A 22534-nucleotide genomic window follows, 5' to 3' on the forward strand; every position below is an offset into this window, starting at 1 on the left:
ATGCGGACAAGAACTCTCGTCGAACGACTGCGCGAACATGCCACCCTGCGGGCTGATCATGCAGCGTTGCGCTTCATCGAAGGCGACGAGGTCGTCGAGGAGCTGACGTTCTCTCACCTGGATCGGCGCATTCGCGCGCTCGCCGCTCATCTCCAGCAGCTGTCCGGCAGTGGCGAACGTGCCGTGATCCTTCTCCCGAACGGTCCGGAATATGCCGTCGCATTCTACGCGTGTCTCTACGCCGGCGTGATCGCCGTGCCCGCTTATCCGCCGGAGACGGGCAAGAAGCGCTATACCGACCGGCTCGCCGGCATTCTGAGCGATGCGACGCCCCGTTTCATTCTCACACTGGCCAGCTTGCGTGATGCCGTCGAGGCGTCTCTTGGCAAAACCGGCGTGCATGTCCTGCCAGTGGACGCGGTGCCGGTCGATGCTGCCGAGACGTGGCGTGAGCCGGACCTCAGGCGCGACGGGATCTCCTTTCTTCAATATACGTCGGGCTCGACGTCCCAGCCGAAGGGCGTCTGCGTCACCCACGAAAACCTCGTTGCGAACGAGATTGCGATGGAGGCCGCGCTCGGCGGCACGAGCGACGACGTGTTCGTCAGCTGGCTGCCGCTCTATCACGACATGGGACTGATGGGCGGCCTGCTGAATCCGCTCTTCACGGGCTTTACTGCCGTACTGATGTCGCCGCGCAATTTTCTCGAGCAGCCGCGACGCTGGCTCGATGCGATCGATCGCCAGGGTGGCACATGCAGCGGTGGGCCGGACTTTGCGTTCGCGCTATGCGCGGATCGGGTGTCCGACGAAGCCCTTGCTCGGCTGGATCTCAGCCGCTGGCGGTTCGCGTTCTCCGGCTCCGAATTCGTTCGACGTGCAACGGTTGACCGCTTCGTGCGGAGGTTCCGGCCGGCGGGCTTCGATGCTCGCGCGCTGAAGCCGTGCTACGGCCTCGCCGAGGCAACCTTGCTCGTGACCGCCGGCGATCGCGCAAGCCATCCCGTCTGTCATACGCTCGATCCGACTGCGCTCGCCAGCGGGCGCGCCGAAGATGCCGCCGAGGGGGCGGACCTCATGGCGTGCGGCACCGTCGCGGACGGCCATGCGGTGCGCATCATGAGGCCCGATGCGTCGTCCGAGGCCGATGCCGACGAGATCGGCGAGATCTGGGTCTCAGGTCCGAGCGTTGCGCGAGGCTACTGGAACAATCCCGGGGCGACCCAGCAGACATTCGTGGAGCGGGACGGTGCGCGCTGGCTCCGGACGGGAGACCTCGGTTTCCTCCGCACCGGCGCGCTGGTCGTGACCGGCCGGCTGAAGGATCTGCTGATCGTACGTGGTCAGAACATCTATCCGTTCGACCTGGAGCAGGCGGTCGAAACCGAGGTGACCTCGGTGCGGAAAGGCCGTGTGGCCGCATTTCCCGTCGAGATCGACGGCATCGAGGGCATCGGCATTGCCGCAGAGTTCAGCCGGGCAGTGCTCCGACGGACGCCCTCCGATGTTCTGATCAAGGCCATCGGCGATGCGGTCATGGCTCAGACACAGGAGCATCCTGCCGTCATCGTGCTGCTGAATCCGCAGGGCATGCCGCTGACGACCAGCGGCAAGCTGCAGCGCTCGGCCTGCCGCGCCGGCTGGATGCAGGGGGATCTCGACAGCTTCATGGTGTTCGAGCGGAGACACGCGGCATCGCAGTCGCCACACGATTCGGACCTCATGACGGCGACCGAGCGCAATCTCGCGCGGATCTGGCAGGACGTCCTCGATGTCGCGCAGGTCGGCCGCGACGACGATTTCTTCATGCTCGGCGGCAACTCGATCGCGGCCGCGCAAATCGCGGGGATCGTTCGCGACCGGCTCCATGTCGATCTCGATCTGCGCAGCTTCCTCGATGCGCCGACGCTCCGTGCTCTGGCGGAGCACGTGGATGCAGCCGGTGACGTTGGCGGAGCGTTGGCGCCGCTGCGGCCCGTGGCACCTGACATGCGGCGGCAACTCTCGTCGGTACAGGAACGGCTATGGTTCCTCTGGAACATGGACCCGGCCAGTACAGCCTACACGGTCGCCTGTGCCGTCAGGTTCGAAGGACCGCTTGATCATCGGCTGCTCGTGCGGGCGCTGACCGAGATCGTCGCGCGCCATGAGCCGCTGCGTACCACCTTTGTGGCGCAGGACGGCCGTCCAATGCAGGTGATCCACGGCGCGCAGGAGCTTCTTGTCGCGGTCGACGATCTCAGCCGCTGCTCTCCGGGCGATCGTGAGAGGCGCGCTGCGGCTCGCAGACGCGATGAGCTAGCCAAGCCGTTCGACCTCGTCAACGGGCCACTGCTGCGCGCCGTGCTGATTCAGCTCGCCGACGACCGGCACGAGCTGCTGCTCTCGGCCCACCACATCGTGGCCGACGGTCTCTCACTCGACGTGCTGCTGACCGAAATTTCGGCGCTCTATGACGGGCTCCGGCGTGGAGCCGCGACGTTGCGTCCGCCATCAGCCATTCAATATGCCGATTATGCGGCATGGCAGCGGGGCTGGCTCGCCAGCCCGGAGGCGAACCGGCAGCTCGCTTATTGGCGTCGTCGGCTCGGCGACACCCATCCCCCGCTCGCGCTGCCGTTCGATCGGCCGCGACCGTCGCTGCAGAGCTATCGCGGCGACACCGTTCATGCCGAGATCGCACCCGAGCTGGCACAGAAGCTGCGATCCCTCGCGCGTCAGCAGCGCGTCAGCATGTTCATGCTGCTGCTCGCGGCCTACCAGCTGCTGCTGTTTCGCTATTCGGGTCAGTCGGATCTTCGGATCGGCGTCCCCGTTGCCGGGCGCCGGCATGCCGAGCTCGCCTCTCTGATCGGTTGCTTCGTCAATACACTGGTGCTGCGTGCCGACATCGCGGCCGACATGAGCTTCGCGGCGTTGTTGGAGTCGACCCGTGAGGAGGTCATCTCTGCGCTTGCGCACCAGGATCTCCCGTTCGACCGCCTGGTCGATACGCTCAAGCCGGAACGCTCGGGCAGCCAGAATCCACTCTTTCAGGTCAAGTTCAACTACATGACGCAGCCGCGCGGCTTCACCGCCCACGGCCTGCGCGCCGACACCCGCATCATGGATCTGGCCGGCTCGCATTTCGACCTGGCGCTCGACGTTGTCGATGGTCCCGATGGGATGGCGGCCAGCCTCAACTACGCGACGGATCTGTTCGAGCGGGCGACGGTCGCGCGGATGGCGACGCAGCTCGTCGATTTCCTGCAGCAGATCGCCAATGGAGCGGGCCGGTCGATCGCAGACTTCGTCGTCGCGCCTGATGCTCGCGAAGTGATCGCGAGCGAGACACGAGATTTTGCCTCGACCTGCATCCTCGACATGATCGGTGGCGCCTCTGCCGGCCGAGGCGATCGCGTTGCGCTCCGCCAGGGCGCGGTCGAAATCAGTGTCGCCGAGCTCGCGCAGTGGTCTGACTCGATTGCGCAGCGGCTGGCTGCGAACGGCGTCGGACCCGATGTTCCGGTGGCCCTGTGGATCGAGCGGTCACCGGCCTTCGTCGCAGCCATGCTCGGTGTGTTGAAGGCGGGCGGCGCCTACGTGCCGCTCGATCCGGCCTGGCCGGTCGCGCGCGTGCAGCGCATTCTTCGCGACGGAGGCATCACCCGGCTGGTGGCGACCGCCGATCGTCTGGCCGTCGCCAGAGGGCTGGACTGCGTCGTGCTCGACGCAGCACGGCGCGGCGATGACCCGTCCGAGGTCTTCGTTCCGTCTCGTGTCCACCCGGCACAGAGCGCCTACATCATCTACACGTCCGGCTCGACGGGAACGCCCAAGGGGGTTGCCGTCTCTCACGGCTCGCTCGCGAACTATGTGCAGGCGCTGCTGTCGCGCCTGCGGCCCGACGTGAATGCGGGCATGGCGATGGTCTCCACCGTCGCCGCCGACCTCGGCCACACGGTGCTGTTCGGCGCGCTGGCGAGCGGCGCGACCTTGAACCTTCTGCCTGCCGATGCGGCGTTCGATGCCGACGCGTTTGCGCAGGCCATGCGCGAGGGAGAGGTCGGCATCCTGAAGATCGTCCCGAGCCACCTCCGCGGTCTGCTGCAGGCGCGGAGGTCTGCCGACCTGCTGCCGCGTGACGTACTGATTCTCGGCGGCGAGGCGTGTGATCGGCGCCTGATCCAGGACGTCCGGCGGCTGCGCCCGCAATGCCGGATCATCAATCACTACGGGCCGACCGAGACGACGGTTGGCATCGCGACCTACGACTGCACGGACGACATTGCCGGCGACGCCGTCCCGGTCGGTCTGCCGCTGGCAAATCTGCAGGCCTACGTGCTCGACGATGCGTTGAACGCGGTGCCGCGTGGTGTCGCGGGCGAGCTCCACGTCGGTGGCGCGGGCGTCGCGCGAGGCTATCGCGGTGCGACGGCTCAGACGGCTGAGCGCTTCATCCCCGATCCGTTCGGCCCGCCCGGCGCGCGCCTCTATCGCACCGGCGACGTCGTGCGTTGTGACGAGGCCGGACGCATCGTTTTTCTTGGCCGGCGCGACGATCAGCTCAAGCTGCGCGGCTATCGCATCGAGCCTTCCGAGATCACGCGTGCGGTGATGTCGCTGGGCAGCGTCGCCGATGCCGTGGTTGTGGCGCGCGTGGTCGATGCAGAGCAGGGGCGCCTGGAGCTGGTGGCCTATTGCGTGGCTGCGGCCGGTGCGGTGCTGCAGCCCGACGGAATGCGGCAGGAGCTTTCGGCGCTGCTGCCCGACTATATGGTTCCGTCGCGCATCGTCGTGCTCGATCGTCTACCGCTGACGGCCAACGGCAAGCTCGACCGTGCTGCGCTGCCCCAGCCGGATGGGGAGATCGTCATCGCCTATGCCGCTCCCGTCGGGGAGGTCGAGGAGTCGATCGCTGCGGTGTGGCAGGAGGTGCTCGGCCGCGATCGGATAGGTCGCAACGACAATTTCTTCGAGCTTGGCGGCGATTCCATTCTCAGCCTGCAAATCATCGCGCGGTTGCGCAAGCGCGGCGTGAAGCTGACGCCGAAGCAGATGTTTTCGCAGCAGACGATAGCGGCGCTGGCCGGCGTGGTTGCGACCACCTCCGCGCCGACGGCGTCGCCGGCAGCAGCACGCAGCGCCGTGAACGCCGGCGCGGCGGAGCTGCTGCCGATCCAATTGCGGTTCTTTGCAGAGGTGATCCCGAGCCGCGATCACTTCAACCAGGCCGTGCTGCTGATCCCGCAGCATCGCGTCGCGTGGAACTTGCTTCAAGCTGCGCTCGCTGCGGTCGTGAAGCATCACGAAGCGCTCCGGACGGCCTATCGCCGGACGGGTGAGGGTTGGCAGGCCTTGCCGACGGAAGGCCCTGCGGCGGCGGATCTGCTCTGGATCCGCAGCGGCGTCCGTCACGATGAGATCGGCGCGACCGCATCGGCGGCACAGGCGAGCCTTTCGCTCGCATCGGGGATGCTGCTGCGCGCCGTCGGCTTCGACCTGATCGACGGCAGTCAGCGCGTGCTGATTGCCATCCATCATCTGGCCGTCGACGGCGTGTCCTGGCGTATCCTTCTCGAGGATCTGACGCAGTCCTACACGCAGCTCGCGAACGGTGCTCCGGCGGTGGCGTTGCCGAAGGGCGAGGCGCCGTCGTCCTGGGCGCAACGGCTGCGCGAGCACGCGACCTGCGAGCGGCTGGCGGCAGAGATGCCGTTCTGGCTCGCGGCGGGCCCGGGCGGTGAGCTGCCGTGCGACGAGGACCACGGCAGCATCGATGTCGAAGCCGACGCGGACGAGGTCACGCTCAACCTCGATGCCGAGCTGACCGTGCAATTGCTCGAGGCCGCGCCTGCAGCCTACCGGACTCGGATCAACGATCTGCTGCTTGCAGCGTTGTCGCGCGCCGTCTGGCGCTGGTGCGGACGCGAGGACATCGTGATCGAGCTCGAAGGGCACGGACGCGAGGATATTTTTGCCGACGCCGACCTTACCCGTACGGTGGGATGGCTCACGAGCGCATTCCCGTTCCGTCTGCCGGGCGGGGCCGATGCGGATCGTGTGTTGATCGCGCGGACGAAGGAAGCCCTGCGCGCTGTCCCTGATCACGGTCTCGGCTACGGCGTGCTGCGCTATCTCGGCGCGCCTGCACAACGCGACGCGCTGGCGGAGCTGGGCAGCCCGCGGATCGTCTTCAACTATCTCGGCCGCTTCGATGCATCGCTCGGCGATGAGGCTTCGTACCGGCTTGCACCTGAGTCACCGGGCTCGATGCGCGCGGCTGATACGCCGCTGCGGGCGTGGCTCACCATCATCGGTGAGGTGCGAGACGGTCAACTTCGCCTGGCCTTTCGCTACGGCCGGCGGCGCTATCGCCGTTCGACCGTCGAGCGGCTTGCGGACCTCTACGGGACCGCGTTGCGCGGTCTGGTCGATCATTGCCTGCGCGGTGCAGGCTGTCTCACTCCGTCGGACGTCCCGCTGTCCGGACTCGATCAACAGACGCTCGATCGCGTTTGCGTATCGGTCGACGTCCGCAACGTTGAAGACATCTATCCGTTGTCCCCGATGCAGGAGGGCCTGCTGTTTCACGCCCTCCGCGACGGCAAGAACGACGCATATGTCAATCAGCTCGCAGTCGAGCTGCGCGGCGTGACGCCGTCGCAGCTGCGTGCGGCGTGGTCGGCGGCCAGTGCGCAGCATGCGACATTGCGTACGGGATTTGCATGGCAGCACCTGTCGGAGGCCGCTCAGCAGATCGTGTATCGGCGGCTCGATCTGCCGATCGTGGAGGAGGATTGGCGAGGGCGCACGGCGGATTCGCCTGCGGGCAGCGATCTCGATGCCGCGCTGGCCGAAGCAGGGCAGCGGGAGCGTGCGCTTGGCTTCGATGTCAGCCGGCCGCCGCTGCAGCGGCTGCGCCTCATCCGGCTCGACGATGACAGACTATGGCTGATCTGGACGCACCATCACATCGTGCTCGACGGTTGGAGCTCGGCGCGGCTGCTCGCGGACGTGCTGCAGCGTGCCAACGGATCGGAGCCCGCTGTCCCGCATGGCAGGTATCGCGACTACATCGCGTGGCTCCGGACGCAGGACCGCGGTGCAGCGTTCGAATTCTGGCGCCAGGCGTTGAGCGACGCCGGCGAGCCGACGCTGCTTGCTGATGCGCTGCGCGGAAGAGGGCTGATTGCGCCGGGGGACGGTCATGGGCGGCTCACGCTGTCGCTGGACCGCGACCTCGCTGCGCGTCTCAGGCGGTTCGCCACGCAGCAGCGGGTGACGATGAACACCCTGCTTCAGGCCGCCTGGGTACAACTGCTGCGGCACACATGTGGGCAGAGCACGGTCTGCTTCGGCGCCACTGTGGCCGGTCGTCCGGCGGAGCTGGCAGGCGCCGAGGACATCATCGGCCTGTTCATCAATACGCTGCCGTTGATCGACGGGCCGCACCCGCAGGCCTCCGTCGGTGATTGGCTGCGTGCGCTGCAGGCAAAGAACGTCGCCGCCCGCGATTATGAGTGGCTGCCGTTGCACGAGATCCAGCGCCTCGCCGCGCATGGCGGGCGGCAGCTGTTCGACAGCATCATGGTGTTCGAGAACTATCCGATCGACCGGTCACTGGTGAATGGCAGCCAGACTGGACCGCAGGTAGGGCGCGTCGAGCATGTGACGCCGACGAACTATGCGGTCGCCGTCGGCGTATTCGATGGGGCCGACGGTCTGCGGCTCGACTTCAACTTCGATCGTGCGCAGTTGGACGAAAGCGCGATCGGGCGCGTGAGCTCTGCCATGCGAGACTGGCTGGTGCAGATCTCCGCCGATGCTGCCCGTCCCTCCGGTGCGCTTCATGCGCTCGGGAGCGATGCGCTTGACCGCATCATGCGATGGAGCAGAGGCACCATCGGTGAGGTCCGATCCGCACCGTCGTTGAACCTTGTCGCACAGATCGAGGCGCGTACCGCTGAAACGCCTGACGCGATAGCGATTGTCAGCGGTATCAGCCAGATGAGCTACGGCGAGCTGAATGCACGCGCCAATCGGATGGCGCGGCGTCTCAGGGCGCGCGGCATCGGCCCCGATGTGGTCGTCGGTCTGGCACTCGAGCGCGGCGTCACGATGATGGTGGCCTTGCTTGCGGTGCTCAAGGCTGGCGGTGCCTATCTCCCGCTCGACCCGGATTATCCGTCCGATCGGCTCGGCCTCATGCTGTGCGACAGCGGCGCAAAGCTGCTGCTGACGCAGACGTCGTTGCACGATCGGTTCGCGCCGGCACTTGCCGGGAGTGAGGCCGAGGCCTGGCTGCTCGACGAGACCGCGGGAGAGGATGCCGGCGATGCGAGCAATCTCGGCCTCGCCCCTCATCCAGAGAGCCTCGCTTACCTGATCTACACCTCGGGATCGACCGGCACGCCCAAGGGCGTCATGGTGCGCCACGGCGCGGTGACCGGCTTCCTTGCGACGATGGCCGAGCAGCCGGGCATTGTGCGCGATGATCGCGTGCTCGGCCTGACCTCGCTGTCGTTCGACATCGCGGTGCTGGAGCTGTGGCTGCCGTTGACGCATGGCGCGAAGATCGTGCTGGTCGACCAGGCCGCGGCGCGCGACCCGGCAGCGCTGAAGGCGGTTGTGGCTCGGCACGGCGTGACGATGATCCAGGCGACACCGTCGAGCTGGCGGATGTTGCTTGACCACCAGGAGGACGAGAGGTGGCTGCCCGAGGGTTGCCGCGTGCTGAGCGGTGGCGAGGCGATGGCACCGGATCTCGCACGACGGTTGACGGCGCTGAGCCGCGATGTCTGGAATCTCTATGGACCCACCGAGACGACGGTATGGTCGACGCGCCACCGGCTCGATGCATCGGATCCGATGCCGTTGCTCGGTCGTCCGATCGGCAATACGACGCTCTACGTGCTCGACGCCGATCTCAATCTCGCGCCGGTCGGCGTCGCGGGAGAGCTGTTCATCGGCGGCGAAGGGCTTGCGCGTGGCTATTGGAATCGCGGCGCGCTGAGCGCGGAGCGCTTCATCCCGGATCCACTTGGCGCCGCTGGCGCTAGGCTGTATCGGACCGGTGATCTGGTGCGATGGCGTGACGATGGTCTGCTCGACTATGTCGGCCGCGTCGATCATCAGGTGAAGATCAGGGGCCACCGGATCGAGCTCGGCGAGATCGAAGCGCGGCTGCGGGAACAAACCGGCGTGCGCGACAGCGTCGTCGTGGCGCGGCAGATCGGGGGAAGCCCACAGCTCGTGGCCTATGTCGGCGGCGGGAATGCGCTCGATGGCGCGGGTCTGCGCGCCAGGCTCAGGTCGATGCTGCCGGACTACATGGTGCCGACCTGGGTGATGGTGCTGCCGCAGCTGCCGCTGACCCCGAACGGCAAGATCGACCGCCGCAGGCTGCCGCCGCCTTCGCAGGGCGAAACCGACGGTCGGGATCACGCGGCGCCAGCTGGCGAGATCGAGACGGCGTTGGCACGCATCTGGACCGAGCTGCTCGGCGTCGAGCGTATCGGTCGCAACGACGGCTTCTTCGAGCTCGGCGGTCACTCGCTCTTGGCGGTGCGGTTGATGAGCCGCGTCTCCGATGAGTTCGGCGTCTCGGTACCGCTGTCCAGTCTGTTCGCTCATTCCGAGTTGGCGGACTTCGCCCGCGTCGTCTCGATCCGCCTGATCGAGGAGCAATTCGAGGAGCGTGAGCTCCAGGAGCTGATCGGGGCCGAGATGTGATGAAGAAACAATCAGCTAAGCCGCGCCTTCCCGATCTCGATTCGGACACCTTGCAGCGCCTGGCGCTTGCGGCGAGAGAGCGCGGTCGCGGCGGCCGCGCGGCCAACGCGATCCCGATCGTCGATCGCAGGGGCAAGCTGCCGCTGTCGTTCGCGCAGCAGCAACTCTGGATGCTGACTCAGCTCGACGGGGCGAGCACGAACTATCACCTCGACGCCGTGCTGCGACTGCGGGGGCGGCTCGACGTCGCGGCGTGGCGCCGCAGCCTTGATCATCTGCTCGCGCGGCACGAGGCACTGCGGACAATATTCTCCGCGGAGGACGGTGAGCCGCAGGTGAGAGTGCTGCCGCCCGACACCGAGTTGCCACTGGCGATGCACGACCTGAGCGATCGGCCCGATCGCGAGGCGCGGATGCGCGAGTTGCTCGATGAAACCAGGCGCGCGCCGTTCGAGCTGGCCACGGGGCCGCTCGTCCGCAGCGCCCTGATCCGGCTTGGTGAGCAGGAGCATGTCGTGCTGCTCAGCCTGCATCACATCGTCTCCGACGGATGGTCGATGGGCGTGATCGTGCGCGAGCTGTCTGCGCTGTATGGCGCGTTCGCTACCGGGCAACGCGATCCGTTGCCGCAGCTCGACATCCAATACCCGGACTATGCTGCCTGGCAGCGCCAAACGCTGACGCCCGCGCGGCTGGCCCGCCAGCTCGATCATTGGAAGGCTGCGCTCGCCGGAGCGCCACCGCTGCTGACATTGCCCACCGATCGCCCGCGGCCGGCGACGAGATCCATCGCCGGCGCTGCGGTGCAGGTCGAGATCGATGCCGAGCTGTCGACCGCCATCAGGCAGATGGCCCACACGCTCGGCGCGACACCGTTCGTAGTCGTGCTGTCGGCCTGGGCGATCGTGTTGTCGCGGCTCGCAGGCCAGAAGGATCTCGTGATCGGTACGCCGACGGCAAACCGGACTCGAGCCCAGGTGGAAGGGGTGGTCGGGTTCTTCGCCACCATGCTGCCGCTGCGGCTCGACCTCTCCGAGACGCCGAGCGTCGCGGAGCTGGTCGAACGGGTCAAGAACGCGGCTCTTGCGGCGCAGGATCATCAGGAGCTGCCATTCGAGCACATCGTCGAAGCGCTCCGGCCGCCGCGCAATCCGGCCCACACGCCGATCTTTCAGGTCGTGTTCGCGTGGCAGGGCGACGAGATCGGTCAGCTTGCGCTACCCGGCATCGATGTCGAGCGCCTGGCGGTCGAGCAGCGGGAGATCAAGTTTGATCTCGAGCTCGATCTCAGCGAGAGCGCCGGTTGCATCTCCGGCAAGCTGAACTACGCGACAGCTCTGTTCGATGCAGACACCGTGCTGCGCTATCGCGGCTATCTGCTGGCTGCGCTGCGTGCCATGGTAATCGATGTCGGCCAACCGGTGCATCGCATCGACCTGCTCGCCACCGAGGAGCGATTGCTGCTTCTCGACGGCTGGAACGAGACCGACGCGTTCAGTCCGCCCAGCCGCTGCATCCAGGAGCTGGTGGCCGACCAGGCCCGTCGCTGTCCGTCCGCCGTCGCGTTGGTTCGTGCAGATGAACGCGTGACCTACGGCGAATTGGAGACGCGGGCCAGTCGGCTCGCTCATTATCTCGTTGCGCGGGGGGCCGGGCCGGATCGTCTGGTGGCGATCTGCCAGCAGCGCGGCATCGATGCGATCATCAGCATCCTTGCAGTGCTCAAGGCAGGCGCGGCCTATCTGCCGCTCGATCCGATTTATCCCCCACAGCGGCTGCGTGAGATCGTTGTCGACGCACAGCCGGCGCTGCTGATCTGTGACGACGCCGGCGCCGACGTGCTCGGCGACGTGGCGTGCTCCGTCGTCGATGTCAGGCGCGATGCTGCGGCATGGCGGGAACTGCCGGACGTGACGCCGGATGTCGCCGATCTCCGCCTGACACCACGTCATCTGGCCTACGTCATCTACACGTCCGGCTCCACCGGTAAGCCGAAGGGCGTGATGATCGAGCACCGTGGATTGGTGAATCTGGCCTTGGCGCAGATCGCCTTGTTCGAAACCACCGAGCGCAGTCGTATCGTGCAGTTTGCGTCCCTGAGCTTCGATGCCAGCGTATGGGACATCGTGATGGCGCTGTGCTCAGGGGCCGAGCTGCATCTGCTCGGAGACGATGAGCATCGCGACGCGTCCGCGCTCCTGGAGTACCTCGCAGCGCACCGCATCACCCACGCGACACTGCCGCCGGCGCTACTGCAAGGACGGGCGGATCTGGCGCGCCTCGCCGAGCTCGAGGTTCTCGTGCTGGCTGGCGAGCTGCCGCGTACGGAGCTGATCGCCTCGTTGCCGCAGGGCATCACCGTCTTCAACGCCTATGGGCCGACCGAGGCAACGGTCTGCGCCACGGCCTGGCGGCGCCCCGCCGGCTTCGCCGACAACATCGTTCCGATCGGCCGTCCGATTGCCAATGCGCGAATCTATCTGCTCGACGATGAGGGGCTGCCGGTGCCGCGCGGTGCGGTCGGTGAGATCTGGATCGGCGGGGCGGGGACGGCGCGCGGATATCTGAACCGTATCGACCTCACGGCCGCGCGTTTTGCAGCCGATCCATTCAGCCCGAAGTCGGATGGCAGGATGTATCGGACCGGTGATCTCGGTCGCTATCTCCCGAGCGGCGACATCGAGTTCCTGGGCCGCAACGATCATCAGGTGAAGATCCGCGGGTTCCGAGTCGAGCTTGGGGAGATCGAGGTCCGCTTGAGCGCATTGGCGGGGGTCAGGGATTCTGCCGTCCTGGCCCAGCGCAATGCCCTCGGCGACACCATGCTCGTTGCCTATGCCGTGCCGGCGGACGACGTGGGCGACGCCGTCGACTGGAGCGCGCAACTGCGGGCTCAGCTGCAGGCCAGTCTGCCCGACTATATGGTGCCATCGGCCATCGTGCGTCTCGAAGCGCTTCCGCTGACGCCGAATGGCAAGGTCGACCGGCATGCACTTCCGGCTCCGGATCACGACGCCTTCTCGCGCCGTGCCTACGATCCGCCGCAGGGCGAGATCGAGCTGATGCTCGCCGCGATCTGGGGCGAGCTCCTGGCGGTCGATCGCGTCGGACGTGACGACCATTTCTTCGAGCTCGGCGGCCATTCGCTGTTGATCGTTCGCATGCTGGACCGCCTGAAACGCCGCGGCTTTGCCGTGGATGCGCGAACCGTGTTCGTGAAGCCCGTGCTTCGCGCGCTCGCCGCCGCCCTTCATCGTGGCGACGAGATCGTCGTTCCCGCCAACCGGATCACGGCAGATACGACGGCGATCACGCCGGAACTGTTGCCGTTGATCGTGCTGAGCCAGCCGGAGATCGACCGCGTCGTCGGTCTGGTGCCGGGGGGCATTGCCAACATTCAGGACATCTACGCGCTGTCGCCGTTGCAGGAAGGCATCCTGTTTCATCATCTGCTGGCAACCGAGGGCGATCCTTACGTGCTCGCTGCGCAGATGGCGTTTCCCGACCGCGGCCTGCTCGACCGCTATCTTGCAGCCGTTCAGCAGGTGATCGCGCGTCACGACGTGCTCCGCACATCGATCGTCTGGAATGGCCTGTCCGTTCCGGCGCAGGTGGTATGGCGACGCGCAAGTCTCGACGTCACGGAGCTCATGCTCGAGGCTGGCGCACCGGCGGATCTGCAACTTGCTGGACGGTTCGACGCGCGATCGCGCCGGCTCGATCTCGGCAAAGCGCCGCTGTTGCGCTTCATCGTCGCACGCGACCCCGGAAAGGATCGCGTGCTGCTCCAGGTCATGCTGCATCATTTGATCGGCGATCACTCGACCTTACAGGCGATTCATCAGGAGGTGGAGGCCATTCTGGCGGGCCGCGGCCATCTCCTGGCGGCTCCGGTGCCGTTTCGCAATCTCGTGGCGCTTGCTCGCGACGCCGCCGGGCAGGACGCGCAGCAGCGCTTCTTCCGTGGCATGCTCGCCGACGTCGACGCGCCGACAGCACCGTTCGGATTGATGGAGGTGCGGAGCGAGGGAGGAGGCGTGCATGAGGCGAAGCTGGCGATCCCGGCCGTCCTCGATACGCGACTTCGGGTGCAGGCACGACGTGCCGGCGTCAGTCTCGCCAGCCTCTGTCACCTCGCCTGGGCTCAGGTGCTGGCGCGGAGCAGCGGTCGGGAGAAGGTCGTGTTCGGCACCGTGCTGTTCGGCCGCATGCAGGGTGGTGCTGCGATGGATCGCAGCCTCGGCCTGTTCATCAATACGCTGCCTCTGCGCGTTGATCTCGACGACGCCTCCGTCGAGCAGAGCGCGCGTGCGACGCATGTGCGGCTGGCCGAGTTGATGACTCATGAGCATGCGTCATTGGCAATGGCGCAGCGCTGCAGCGGTGTTGCTGCGCCAACGCCATTGTTCTCCGCGATCCTGAATTACCGACATAGTCGCAAGGAGAATAACCACGCTGAATCGGCGCTCGACAGTCCGCTTCGGGAGATCGAGTGGCTCGGCGCAGAGGAGCGCACGAACTATCCGTTGATGCTTGCAGTGGACGACGACGGCGATGCGCTGCGTCTGACGGCCCAGGTCATCTCCCCGGTCGTGCCGGACCGGGTCTGCGCGATGATGCAACAGGCTCTCGATCAGCTGGCATCGGCGCTGGAGACGGCTCCGCACCTGCCTGTGCGCCAGCTCGGTGTCGTTCCAGACGAGGATCGTGCGCTGCTGCTCGATGGATGGAATGCGACCGCGAGAGTTTGGGACAGGGGGTGTCTGCAGCGGCAGTTCGAAGCGCAGGCGGCGCGTGCGCCTGATGCGATCGCAATTGTGCATGGGGACGAGACGATCAGCTATGGCGAGCTGAACGCGCGGGCAAACCGGCTGGCGCGGCGGCTCATGCTGCAGGGCATCGGGCCGGACGTCGTGGTCGGGCTGGCGCTGGAGCGCGGCGTGCCGATGATGGTGGCACTGCTCGCGGTGCTGAAGGCGGGCGGGGCCTACCTGCCGCTCGATCCGGACTATCCGGCCGAGCGTCTGGCGCACATGCTGGGCGACAGCGGGGCCAGGCTGCTGCTGACGCAGGCCACGTTGCAGGAGCGTTTTGCTCCGGTTCTGGAAGGCAGCGGTGCCGAGGCCTGGCTGCTCGATGCAGCGGTGGGAGAAGGCAGCGGCGACGCCGCCAATCTCGACATCGCCATCGATCCGGAGAACCTCGTTTACGTGATCTACACCTCCGGCTCGACCGGTCTGCCCAAGGGCGTGATGGTGCGCCATGGCGCGGTGGCGAACTTCCTGGCGACCATGGCCGAGCGGCCGGGCATCGCACGCGAGGACCGCGTGCTCGGGCTGACCTCGCTGTCGTTCGACATCGCGGTGCTGGAGCTGTGGCTGCCGCTGACGCATGGCGCGCAAATCGTGCTGGCGGATCGCGCGACGGCGCATGATCCGGCGGCGCTGAAGGCGGTCGTCGTCAGGCACGGCGTGACGATGATCCAGGCGACGCCGTCGAGCTGGCGGATGCTGCTGGATCATGACGGCGCCGGCACGTGGCTGGGGGAGGGCTGCCGGGTGCTGAGCGGCGGCGAGGCCCTGGCACCGGATCTGGCGCGGCGCCTGACGGCGCTGGGCGGCGAGGTCTGGAACCTGTACGGGCCGACGGAGACCACGGTGTGGTCGGCGCGGCACCGGCTCGATGCGGCCGATCCGTCGCCGATGATCGGTGCTCCGATCGGCAACACCACGCTGTACGTGCTGGATGGCGATCTCAATCTGGCGCCGGTCGGGGTGGCCGGAGAGCTGTTCATCGGCGGCGAGGGGCTGGCCCGCGGCTATTGGAATCGTGCGGCGCTCAGCGCCGAGCGCTTCATCCCCGATCCGTTCGGATCGGCGGGGCAGCGGCTGTACCGCACCGGGGACCTCGCGCGCTGGCGCGGCGATGGCGTGCTGGAGCATGTGGGCCGGGCGGATCATCAGGTGAAGATCCGGGGCCATCGCATCGAGCTCGGCGAGATCGAGGCGCGGCTGCGGGCCGAGCCCGGCGTGCGCGACAGCGTCGTGGTGGCGCAGGAGCTCGGCGGCAGCCGGCAGCTGGTCGGCTATGTCAGCGGCGATGATGCGCTCGACGGCGCGGGCCTGCGTGCGGCGCTCGGCGCGGTGCTGCCGGACTACATGGTGCCGTCACGGGTCATGGTGCTGCCGCAACTGCCGCTGACGCCCAACGGCAAGATCGATCGCAAGGCGCTGCCGCAGCCGGATGCGCGTCCTGCGGATGCGCAACGCGTCGCGCCGCGCAATCCGACCGAGGCCGCGCTCGCGACCATCTGGGCCGAGCTGCTGCAGCACGACGAGGTCGGCGTTACCGACAATTTCTTCGAGCTCGGCGGCGATTCGCTGGTTGCCGTGCAACTCGTCGGCCGCATCAAGCGTGATCTGGCTCGTGATCTGCCGCTGAAGCGGCTGTTCCAGCTGACGACGATTGAGACCATGGCGTCCGCGCTCGCCGCGGACCCGCTCGTGAACACGCGCAGCGATGACATTGCCGCGATGTTCGATGCGCTGAATGAAGTCGAGTTCGCCCATGAATGATCAGTCAGGACTTCAGAATCAGCAGCTCAGCGAGATCTCGCAGCGGTTGGCCCGGCTCGACGCGACGAAGCAGCGCGCATTCCTGGCGCAACTCGCCGCAAGGGGGATCGAGCTGTCGATCCTGCCGATCGCTCGTCAAAATTTGCAGCGCGCGCCGCTATCGTTCGCGCAGGCGCGGCTCTGGTTCCTCTGGCGCATGGATCGGGACAGCCCCGCCTACAACATGCCGCTGGCGATCCGCTTGCGCGGGCGCCTCGACATCAGCGCAGTGCAGCGCGCGCTCGACGAACTGGTCGTTCGTCACAGCGCGCTCCGTACGGTGTTTCGTCAGGAAGGGAATCAGCCCGAGCAGATCGTATGTCCGCCGCAGCCGGTCGCGCTGCAGCGCTTCGAGGTTGGCGGTGACGATCGGGAGCAGCAGGCGCGCAGGCTGTTGCGGGACCAAGCGGCGTTGCCGTTCGATCTCGAGACGGGGCCATTGCTACGCGCGGGACTGCTGGCGACCGGTGAGCAGGATCATATCCTTGCCGTAACGCTGCACCACATCGTCGCCGACGGTTGGTCGCTGCAGATCCTGAGTGAGGAGTTCTGGCAACTCTATCAGGCGGCGATCGGAGGCGAGTGCGTGCCGCTGCCCGCGCCCGAGATCGATTACGCCGACTTCGCCAGCTGGCAACAGCTGCAGATGAGCGCCGTGGAGGGCGAGAGGCAGCTGAGCTATTGGACCTCCCGCCTCCAGGACACCGCGGCGCTGCAGCTGCCGTTCGATCGCCCCCGCGCGGCGCAAGCGGATCAGTCCGGCGAGGGTCTGCGCCTTACACTCCGTGCCACGCTTGCCGATCGCCTGCGCGAGCTGGCGCGGCGCCACGAGACGACGCCGTTCGTGGTTCTGCTCGCAGCCCTGAAGCTGGTCCTGTACCGCTACAGCGGCCAGCCCGACATCAGCATCGGTATCCCGATTGCCAACCGCCATCGTTCGGATACGCAGCGGCTCATAGGCCTGCTGGTCAACACGCAGGTGTTGCGCACCCGGATCGATAGTCGGGCCACGATGGCCGACGTCATCGGTGAGCTCCGTAGCGCCGCGCGCGAAGCACAGGAGCACCAGGAGCTTCCGTTTGAACGGCTGCTCGAAGTGTTGCAGCCGCAGCGCAGCCTTAGTCAGAATCCGCTGTTCCAGGTGCTCTACAATCATCAGCGCCGGCGGGAGCTGACGGGGATGTCCGGCAGCGCCGAGCTGCAGATCGAGGCGATCGCGCCCGATGTCGAGACCGTCAAATTCGATCTTGCCGTCGACAGCGAGGAAACGCCGTCGGGAGAGATCTCGGTATTGTTCTCCTTTGCCACCGCGCTGTTCGACCGTTCGACCATCGAGCGGATGGCGGCGCATTGGCTTGCCATTCTCGAGATCATGGTTGCGGATCCGACGCGCGTCGTCGCATCGATCGGCCTGTTGTCCGCGCAGCAGCGCGATGATGTCAGGCGATGGAACGAGCACGCCCGCACCGTGACGCCGTTCGTGCCCGTGCATCACAGGGTCTCCCAGCACGCCCAGGCGACGCCGGACGCGCCGGCGCTGGTCTACGGTCAGGAGACGATCAGCTATCAGGCGCTCGACCAGCGGGCCGATGCGATCGCCATGCATCTCCGCGGACTGGGCATTCGTTCCGGCGAGCTCGTCGGCATTTCGATGCGGCGATCGCCCGAGCTGGTGGCCGCATGTCTCGCGGTGCTCAAGGCCGGCGCGGCCTATCTGCCACTCGATCCGGATCATCCGCCGGCGCGGCAGTCCGCAATGATATTGGACGCCGGTGCGCGTGTCGTGCTGGTCGACGCCGCCGGTGTGGTCCCTTTTCCGCCGATGCCCGGCGTCCGCGTCAGCGATCTCGGCGCAATCTCGGACCGAACGGCGCCGCCGGATTCCGCAATCGAGGTCCATCCGGACAGTCTCGCTTACGTGATCTATACGTCGGGTTCGACAGGTCTGCCGAAGGGCGTCGCCGTCGCCCACGGGCCGTTCGCCATGCATTGCGAGGCCACGGCAGAGCTCTACGAGATGAGCGCGCGGTCGCGCGAGCTGCACTTTCTCTCGTTCACGTTCGACGGCGCGCACGAACGGTTGTGGACGGCGTTGAGCTGTGGCGCTGCGCTGGTCATGCGCGACGCCGATCTCTGGTCGGCCGAGCAGACGCTCGCAGTGATGCGTGCCGAGCAGGTCACGAACGCGGGTTTTCCGCCCGCTTATCTGCAGCAGCTCGCGGATTTTGCGGCGTGGCGGGGCGATCCACCGCCGGTGTCGCTGTATTCGTTCGGTGGCGAGGCGATGCCGAAATCCGGCTTCGACAAGATCAGGCGCGCGCTGCGGCCGCGCAAGCTGATCAATGGCTATGGCCCGACCGAGACGGTGGTCACGCCGCTGGTCTGGAAGGTCGATGCCGATGCCGAGATCGATTGCGCCTATGCGCCCATCGGCAGGCCGGTCGGCCGACGCTCGGCCTATCTTCTCGACGGCGATCTCAACATCGTTCCCGTCGGGGTCTCGGCCGAGCTGTACATCGGAGGCGAGGGGCTCGCGACCGGATATTGGAAACGACCGGCGCTGACGGCGGAGCGCTTCATTCCCGATCCGTTCGGTGAGCCGGGGGCTCGGCTGTATCGCACCGGCGATCTTGCGCGCTGGCGTGCCGACGGCGTGATCGAGTATGTCGGCCGATCCGACCACCAGCTCAAGATCCGTGGCTTCCGCATCGAGCCGGGGGAGGTCGAAGCACGGCTGGCGCGACAGGTGGGTGTCCGGTCGGCCGTCGTCGTTGCTCGCGCAATTGCTGGACGGCAGCAGCTCGTCGGCTATGTCTGCGGCGAGAGCGATCTCGATGAAGCCAGCTTGCGGGCAGCTCTGCTGGAGGAGTTGCCGGACTACATGGTTCCGGCGCGGATCATTTCGCTGCCGCGGATGCCGCTGACCACGCATGGCAAGATCGATCGCGATGCGCTGCCGCTTCCCGAGCAGCCTGCCGGCGAAGCTGCCTACGTCGCGCCGCAGACCGCGGCGGAAATCACGCTGTCGGAAATCTGGGGTGAGCTGCTTGGGCACCAGCGCATCGGACTGGCCGACAATTTCTTCGAGCTCGGCGGCGATTCGATCATTTCGCTGCAGGTGGTCGGGCGCGCGCGTCAGCGTGGACTGTTGATCGAGCCACGCGACCTGTTCCGGCATCAGACGCTCCGGGAGCTCGCGAGCGCCGCGCGCCGCGAGCAGGTGGCGGAGGTGCTGACCGAGGATCTCGCTGGTCCCGTGCCGCTGTTGCCGATCCAACGCAGCTTCTTTGCACAGGACGCAGGTGAGCGGCACCATTGGAACCAGGCCGTGCTGCTCAGGCCGAGAGCGCGGCTGGACTGGCCCGCAATGGCTCGGGCGATTGCCGCGGTCTGGTCGCATCATGATGGGCTGCGAATGCAATTCGCAGAGGCCAATGGCGAATGGCGTGCCGGCTATTGCGAGGCGTCACCATCATCCGATCTGCTCTGGACGCGCACCGTCGCGGATGTCGCAGGGATCGAGGCGCTTGCGGCGATGGCGCAAGCAAGCCTGTCCCTGCAGGGGCCGTTGCTGCGCGTCGTCGGGATGGACGTTGCGGACGGCAGCCAGCGACTTCTGATCGTCGTGCATCATCTCGTCGTCGACGGCGTGTCCTGGCGTCTTCTGCTGGAAGATCTCGCCTCGGCATATCGACAGGCCGCGCAGGGGGCTGCGGCGATCGTATTGCCACCGAAGACTCAATCGGTGGCGTCATGGGCTCGGCGTCTCGAAGCCCACGCGGCGTCCGCGGAGCTCGCCGGCGAACTTGAATACTGGCGGACGCGAACCGTCGCGGGTGATCTTCCTTGTGACGAGCGTCCCGACGACGTCGACCGGGTGGCGGATGGCGAGGACGTCATCCTGGCTTTCGACGCGGATCTGACAGCGAAGCTGTTGAGGGAGGCGCCCGCGGCCTATCGGACCCAGGTCAACGACCTGCTGCTCGCGGCCTTGGCCCGCGCAGTGGGACAGTGGGGCGGCGTGGAGGACGTCCTCGTCGAGCTGGAAGGGCATGGCCGCGAGGACATCTTCGAAGGTGTCGATCTGTCACGGACCATCGGCTGGTTCACGACGGCCTTTCCCGTCCGTCTGTCGCAATGTGCGAGCGATGACGCAGCCTTGATCAGGTCGATCAAGGAGGAGCTGCGCGCCATTCCATCGCGCGGATTGGGCTACGGACTATTGAGGCATTGCGGCAGCGAGGCGCAGCGCGAGGCGTTGGCGGGGGCAGCGGAGCCGCGCATCACCTTCAACTATCTCGGCCAGTTCGACGCCAGCCTCGGCGCCGACAACGCGTTCGCGCTGGCGCCGGAGAGTGCCGGACCGTCGCGAAGCGCCAGCGCGCCGCTCGGACGCTGGCTCAGCATCAATGGCCAGGTGCTGGATCGCGAGCTGCGGCTGACCTTCAGCTTCGGTCGCAAGCGGTATTGCCGCGCCACGATCGAGCGTCTCGCGGCCTGCTATTCGGATGCGCTGCGCCAGCTCGTCGCGCATTGCACCAGCGGCGTCCACGGCGTCACGCCATCGGACGTCCCGCTGTCGCGGCTGAGCCAGCCGGAGATCGACATGCTCGGAGCTGCGCGCGACTGGCGCGAGGTCGAGGACATCTATCCGCTATCGCCGATGCAGCAGGGCATGCTGTTCCACGCGTTGCGCGATGCCGAGAGCCAAAGCTATGTCAGCCAGATCGCCGTCGACATCAGCGGCCTGGACGTCGAACGGTTGCGCGGGGCTTGGCAGGCGGTGACCGCACGACATGCCGTGTTGCGCACCGCCTTCGTCTGGCGGGAATTGTCGGGCGCACCGCAGCAGGTGGTGCATCGGCACGTCGCAGTTCCCTTCGTCGAGGAGGATTGGGGCGATCGCGTCGGGACGATGGATCCGGCGGCCCGTGACGCGGCGCTCGCCGATGCCGCACGGGCCGAACGGCAGCTCGGCTTCGATCTGTCACGGCCGCTGCTGCAGCGGGTTCGGCTGATCGATCTCGGGGGCGGCGTTCATCGCCTGATCTGGACTCATCATCACATTCTGCTCGATGGCTGGAGCGCCGCGCAGCTGATCGCCGAGATCATGCAGCATGTTCGCGGCCGATTGCCGGGCGCAGCGCCCGGCCGGTATCGTGACTACATCGGATGGCTGCTGCGACAGGATCGTGAGGCTTCCGGTGCTTTCTGGTCGGATCTGCTGTCGCGGCTCGATGAACCGAGCCTGCTCGCCGATGCGCTGGGCGGACCGGCGGAGCCGGCGACGGGTCATCTGTCGACTGACCTCGTCATCGACGCCGCGCGGACCGAGCGGCTACAGGCCGTGGCCCGCCGCGAACGGGTGACGTTGAACACCGTGCTGCAGGGCGCCTGGGCTCAGCTGTTGCGGCGACTGACCGGCCAGCGGGCCGTCTGTTTCGGCGCCACGATGTCGGGCCGGCCGCCCGAGATCGCGGGGGTGCAGGAGATCGTGGGCCTGTTCATCAACACCGTGCCGGTGCTCGACGACACCAGCCCTCAGACGATGATCGGCGATTGGCTGCGCGGTCTGCAGGATTGCAACGTCGATCTGCGCGAGCATGGCTGGATGCCGCTCTACGACATCCAGCGCCTCGCCGGCCGCTCCGGCCGGGCGCTGTTCGATACCATCTTCGTGTTCGAGAACTATCCGGTCGATGACGTCCTGCGAGATCAGGCGGGTGATGGTCCGCGCGCGAGCCGCGCAGAGCAGATATCGATTACGAATTATGCGCTGACAATCGCGGTCTTCGTCAGTGACTCCGGCATTCGGCTGGGCTTCCGTCATGACCTCAGCCGGTTTGACGAGGCTCAGATTGCGCGCCTTCAGACCGCGTTCGCTACGCTGCTCGACCGTATTGCCGACGGGACGCACCGGCCGCTTGCCGAACTGCACGGACTGGATGAAGCCACGCTGCAGCGGGTGCATGGCTGGAGCGCTGGGGCTGCGACTCCGACGACCAGAGAGGAACTGATCGATGTCGTAACCCGGATCGAGCGGCAGGTCGCCGACACTCCGCATGCGATCGCCTTGATCTATGCGGGCGAGCAGATCAGCTACGCCGAGCTGAATGCGCGTGCGAACCGCTTGGCGCGACAGATTAAGGCGCGCGGTGTCCGTCGCGATGCTCCCGTCGCGCTCGCCTTCGAGCGCAGCGTCGAGA

At 66.8% G+C, this 22534-nt stretch carries 3 protein-coding genes (1 of these 3 running past the window's edge); all 3 read left to right on the plus strand.

Annotated features, from left to right (window positions below; translation table 11 throughout):
• Tightly spaced (each overlapping or abutting the next), the 3 genes in view from QXZ94_RS01825 to QXZ94_RS01835 form a layout consistent with a single transcriptional unit that may run on beyond the window.
• Positions 1-9714, plus strand: a complete 9714-nt coding sequence (locus QXZ94_RS01825) for a non-ribosomal peptide synthetase (protein ID WP_315718976.1) — start codon at positions 1-3, stop codon at positions 9712-9714.
• On the plus strand, positions 9714-16289 hold the full coding sequence (locus QXZ94_RS01830; protein ID WP_315718977.1) for a non-ribosomal peptide synthetase: 6576 nt from the start codon (positions 9714-9716) through the stop codon (positions 16287-16289). The genes QXZ94_RS01825 and QXZ94_RS01830 overlap by 1 nt, the downstream gene beginning before the upstream one ends.
• On the plus strand, positions 16282-22534 hold the beginning of the coding sequence (locus tag QXZ94_RS01835) for a non-ribosomal peptide synthase/polyketide synthase (protein WP_315718978.1). The gene runs 10154 nt beyond the window's last position; only the first 6253 of its 16407 coding nucleotides appear in the window; its start codon is at positions 16282-16284; its stop codon lies beyond the right edge, outside the window. Before QXZ94_RS01830 ends, QXZ94_RS01835 begins: the two co-directional genes overlap by 8 nt.

Origin of the sequence: Bradyrhizobium sp. SZCCHNS2022 (assembly GCF_032377575.1) — a bacterium.
Classification (GTDB): Bacteria; Pseudomonadota; Alphaproteobacteria; order Rhizobiales; family Xanthobacteraceae; genus Bradyrhizobium; species Bradyrhizobium aeschynomenes.

Excerpts from the sequence above, each read along its gene's own strand:
- QXZ94_RS01825 (WP_315718976.1), top strand. The coding sequence starts at position 1 with ATGCGGACAAGAACTCTCGTCGAACGACTGCGCGAACATGCCACCCTG.
- QXZ94_RS01830 (WP_315718977.1), top strand. The coding sequence starts at position 9,714 with ATGAAGAAACAATCAGCTAAGCCGCGCCTTCCCGATCTCGATTCGGAC.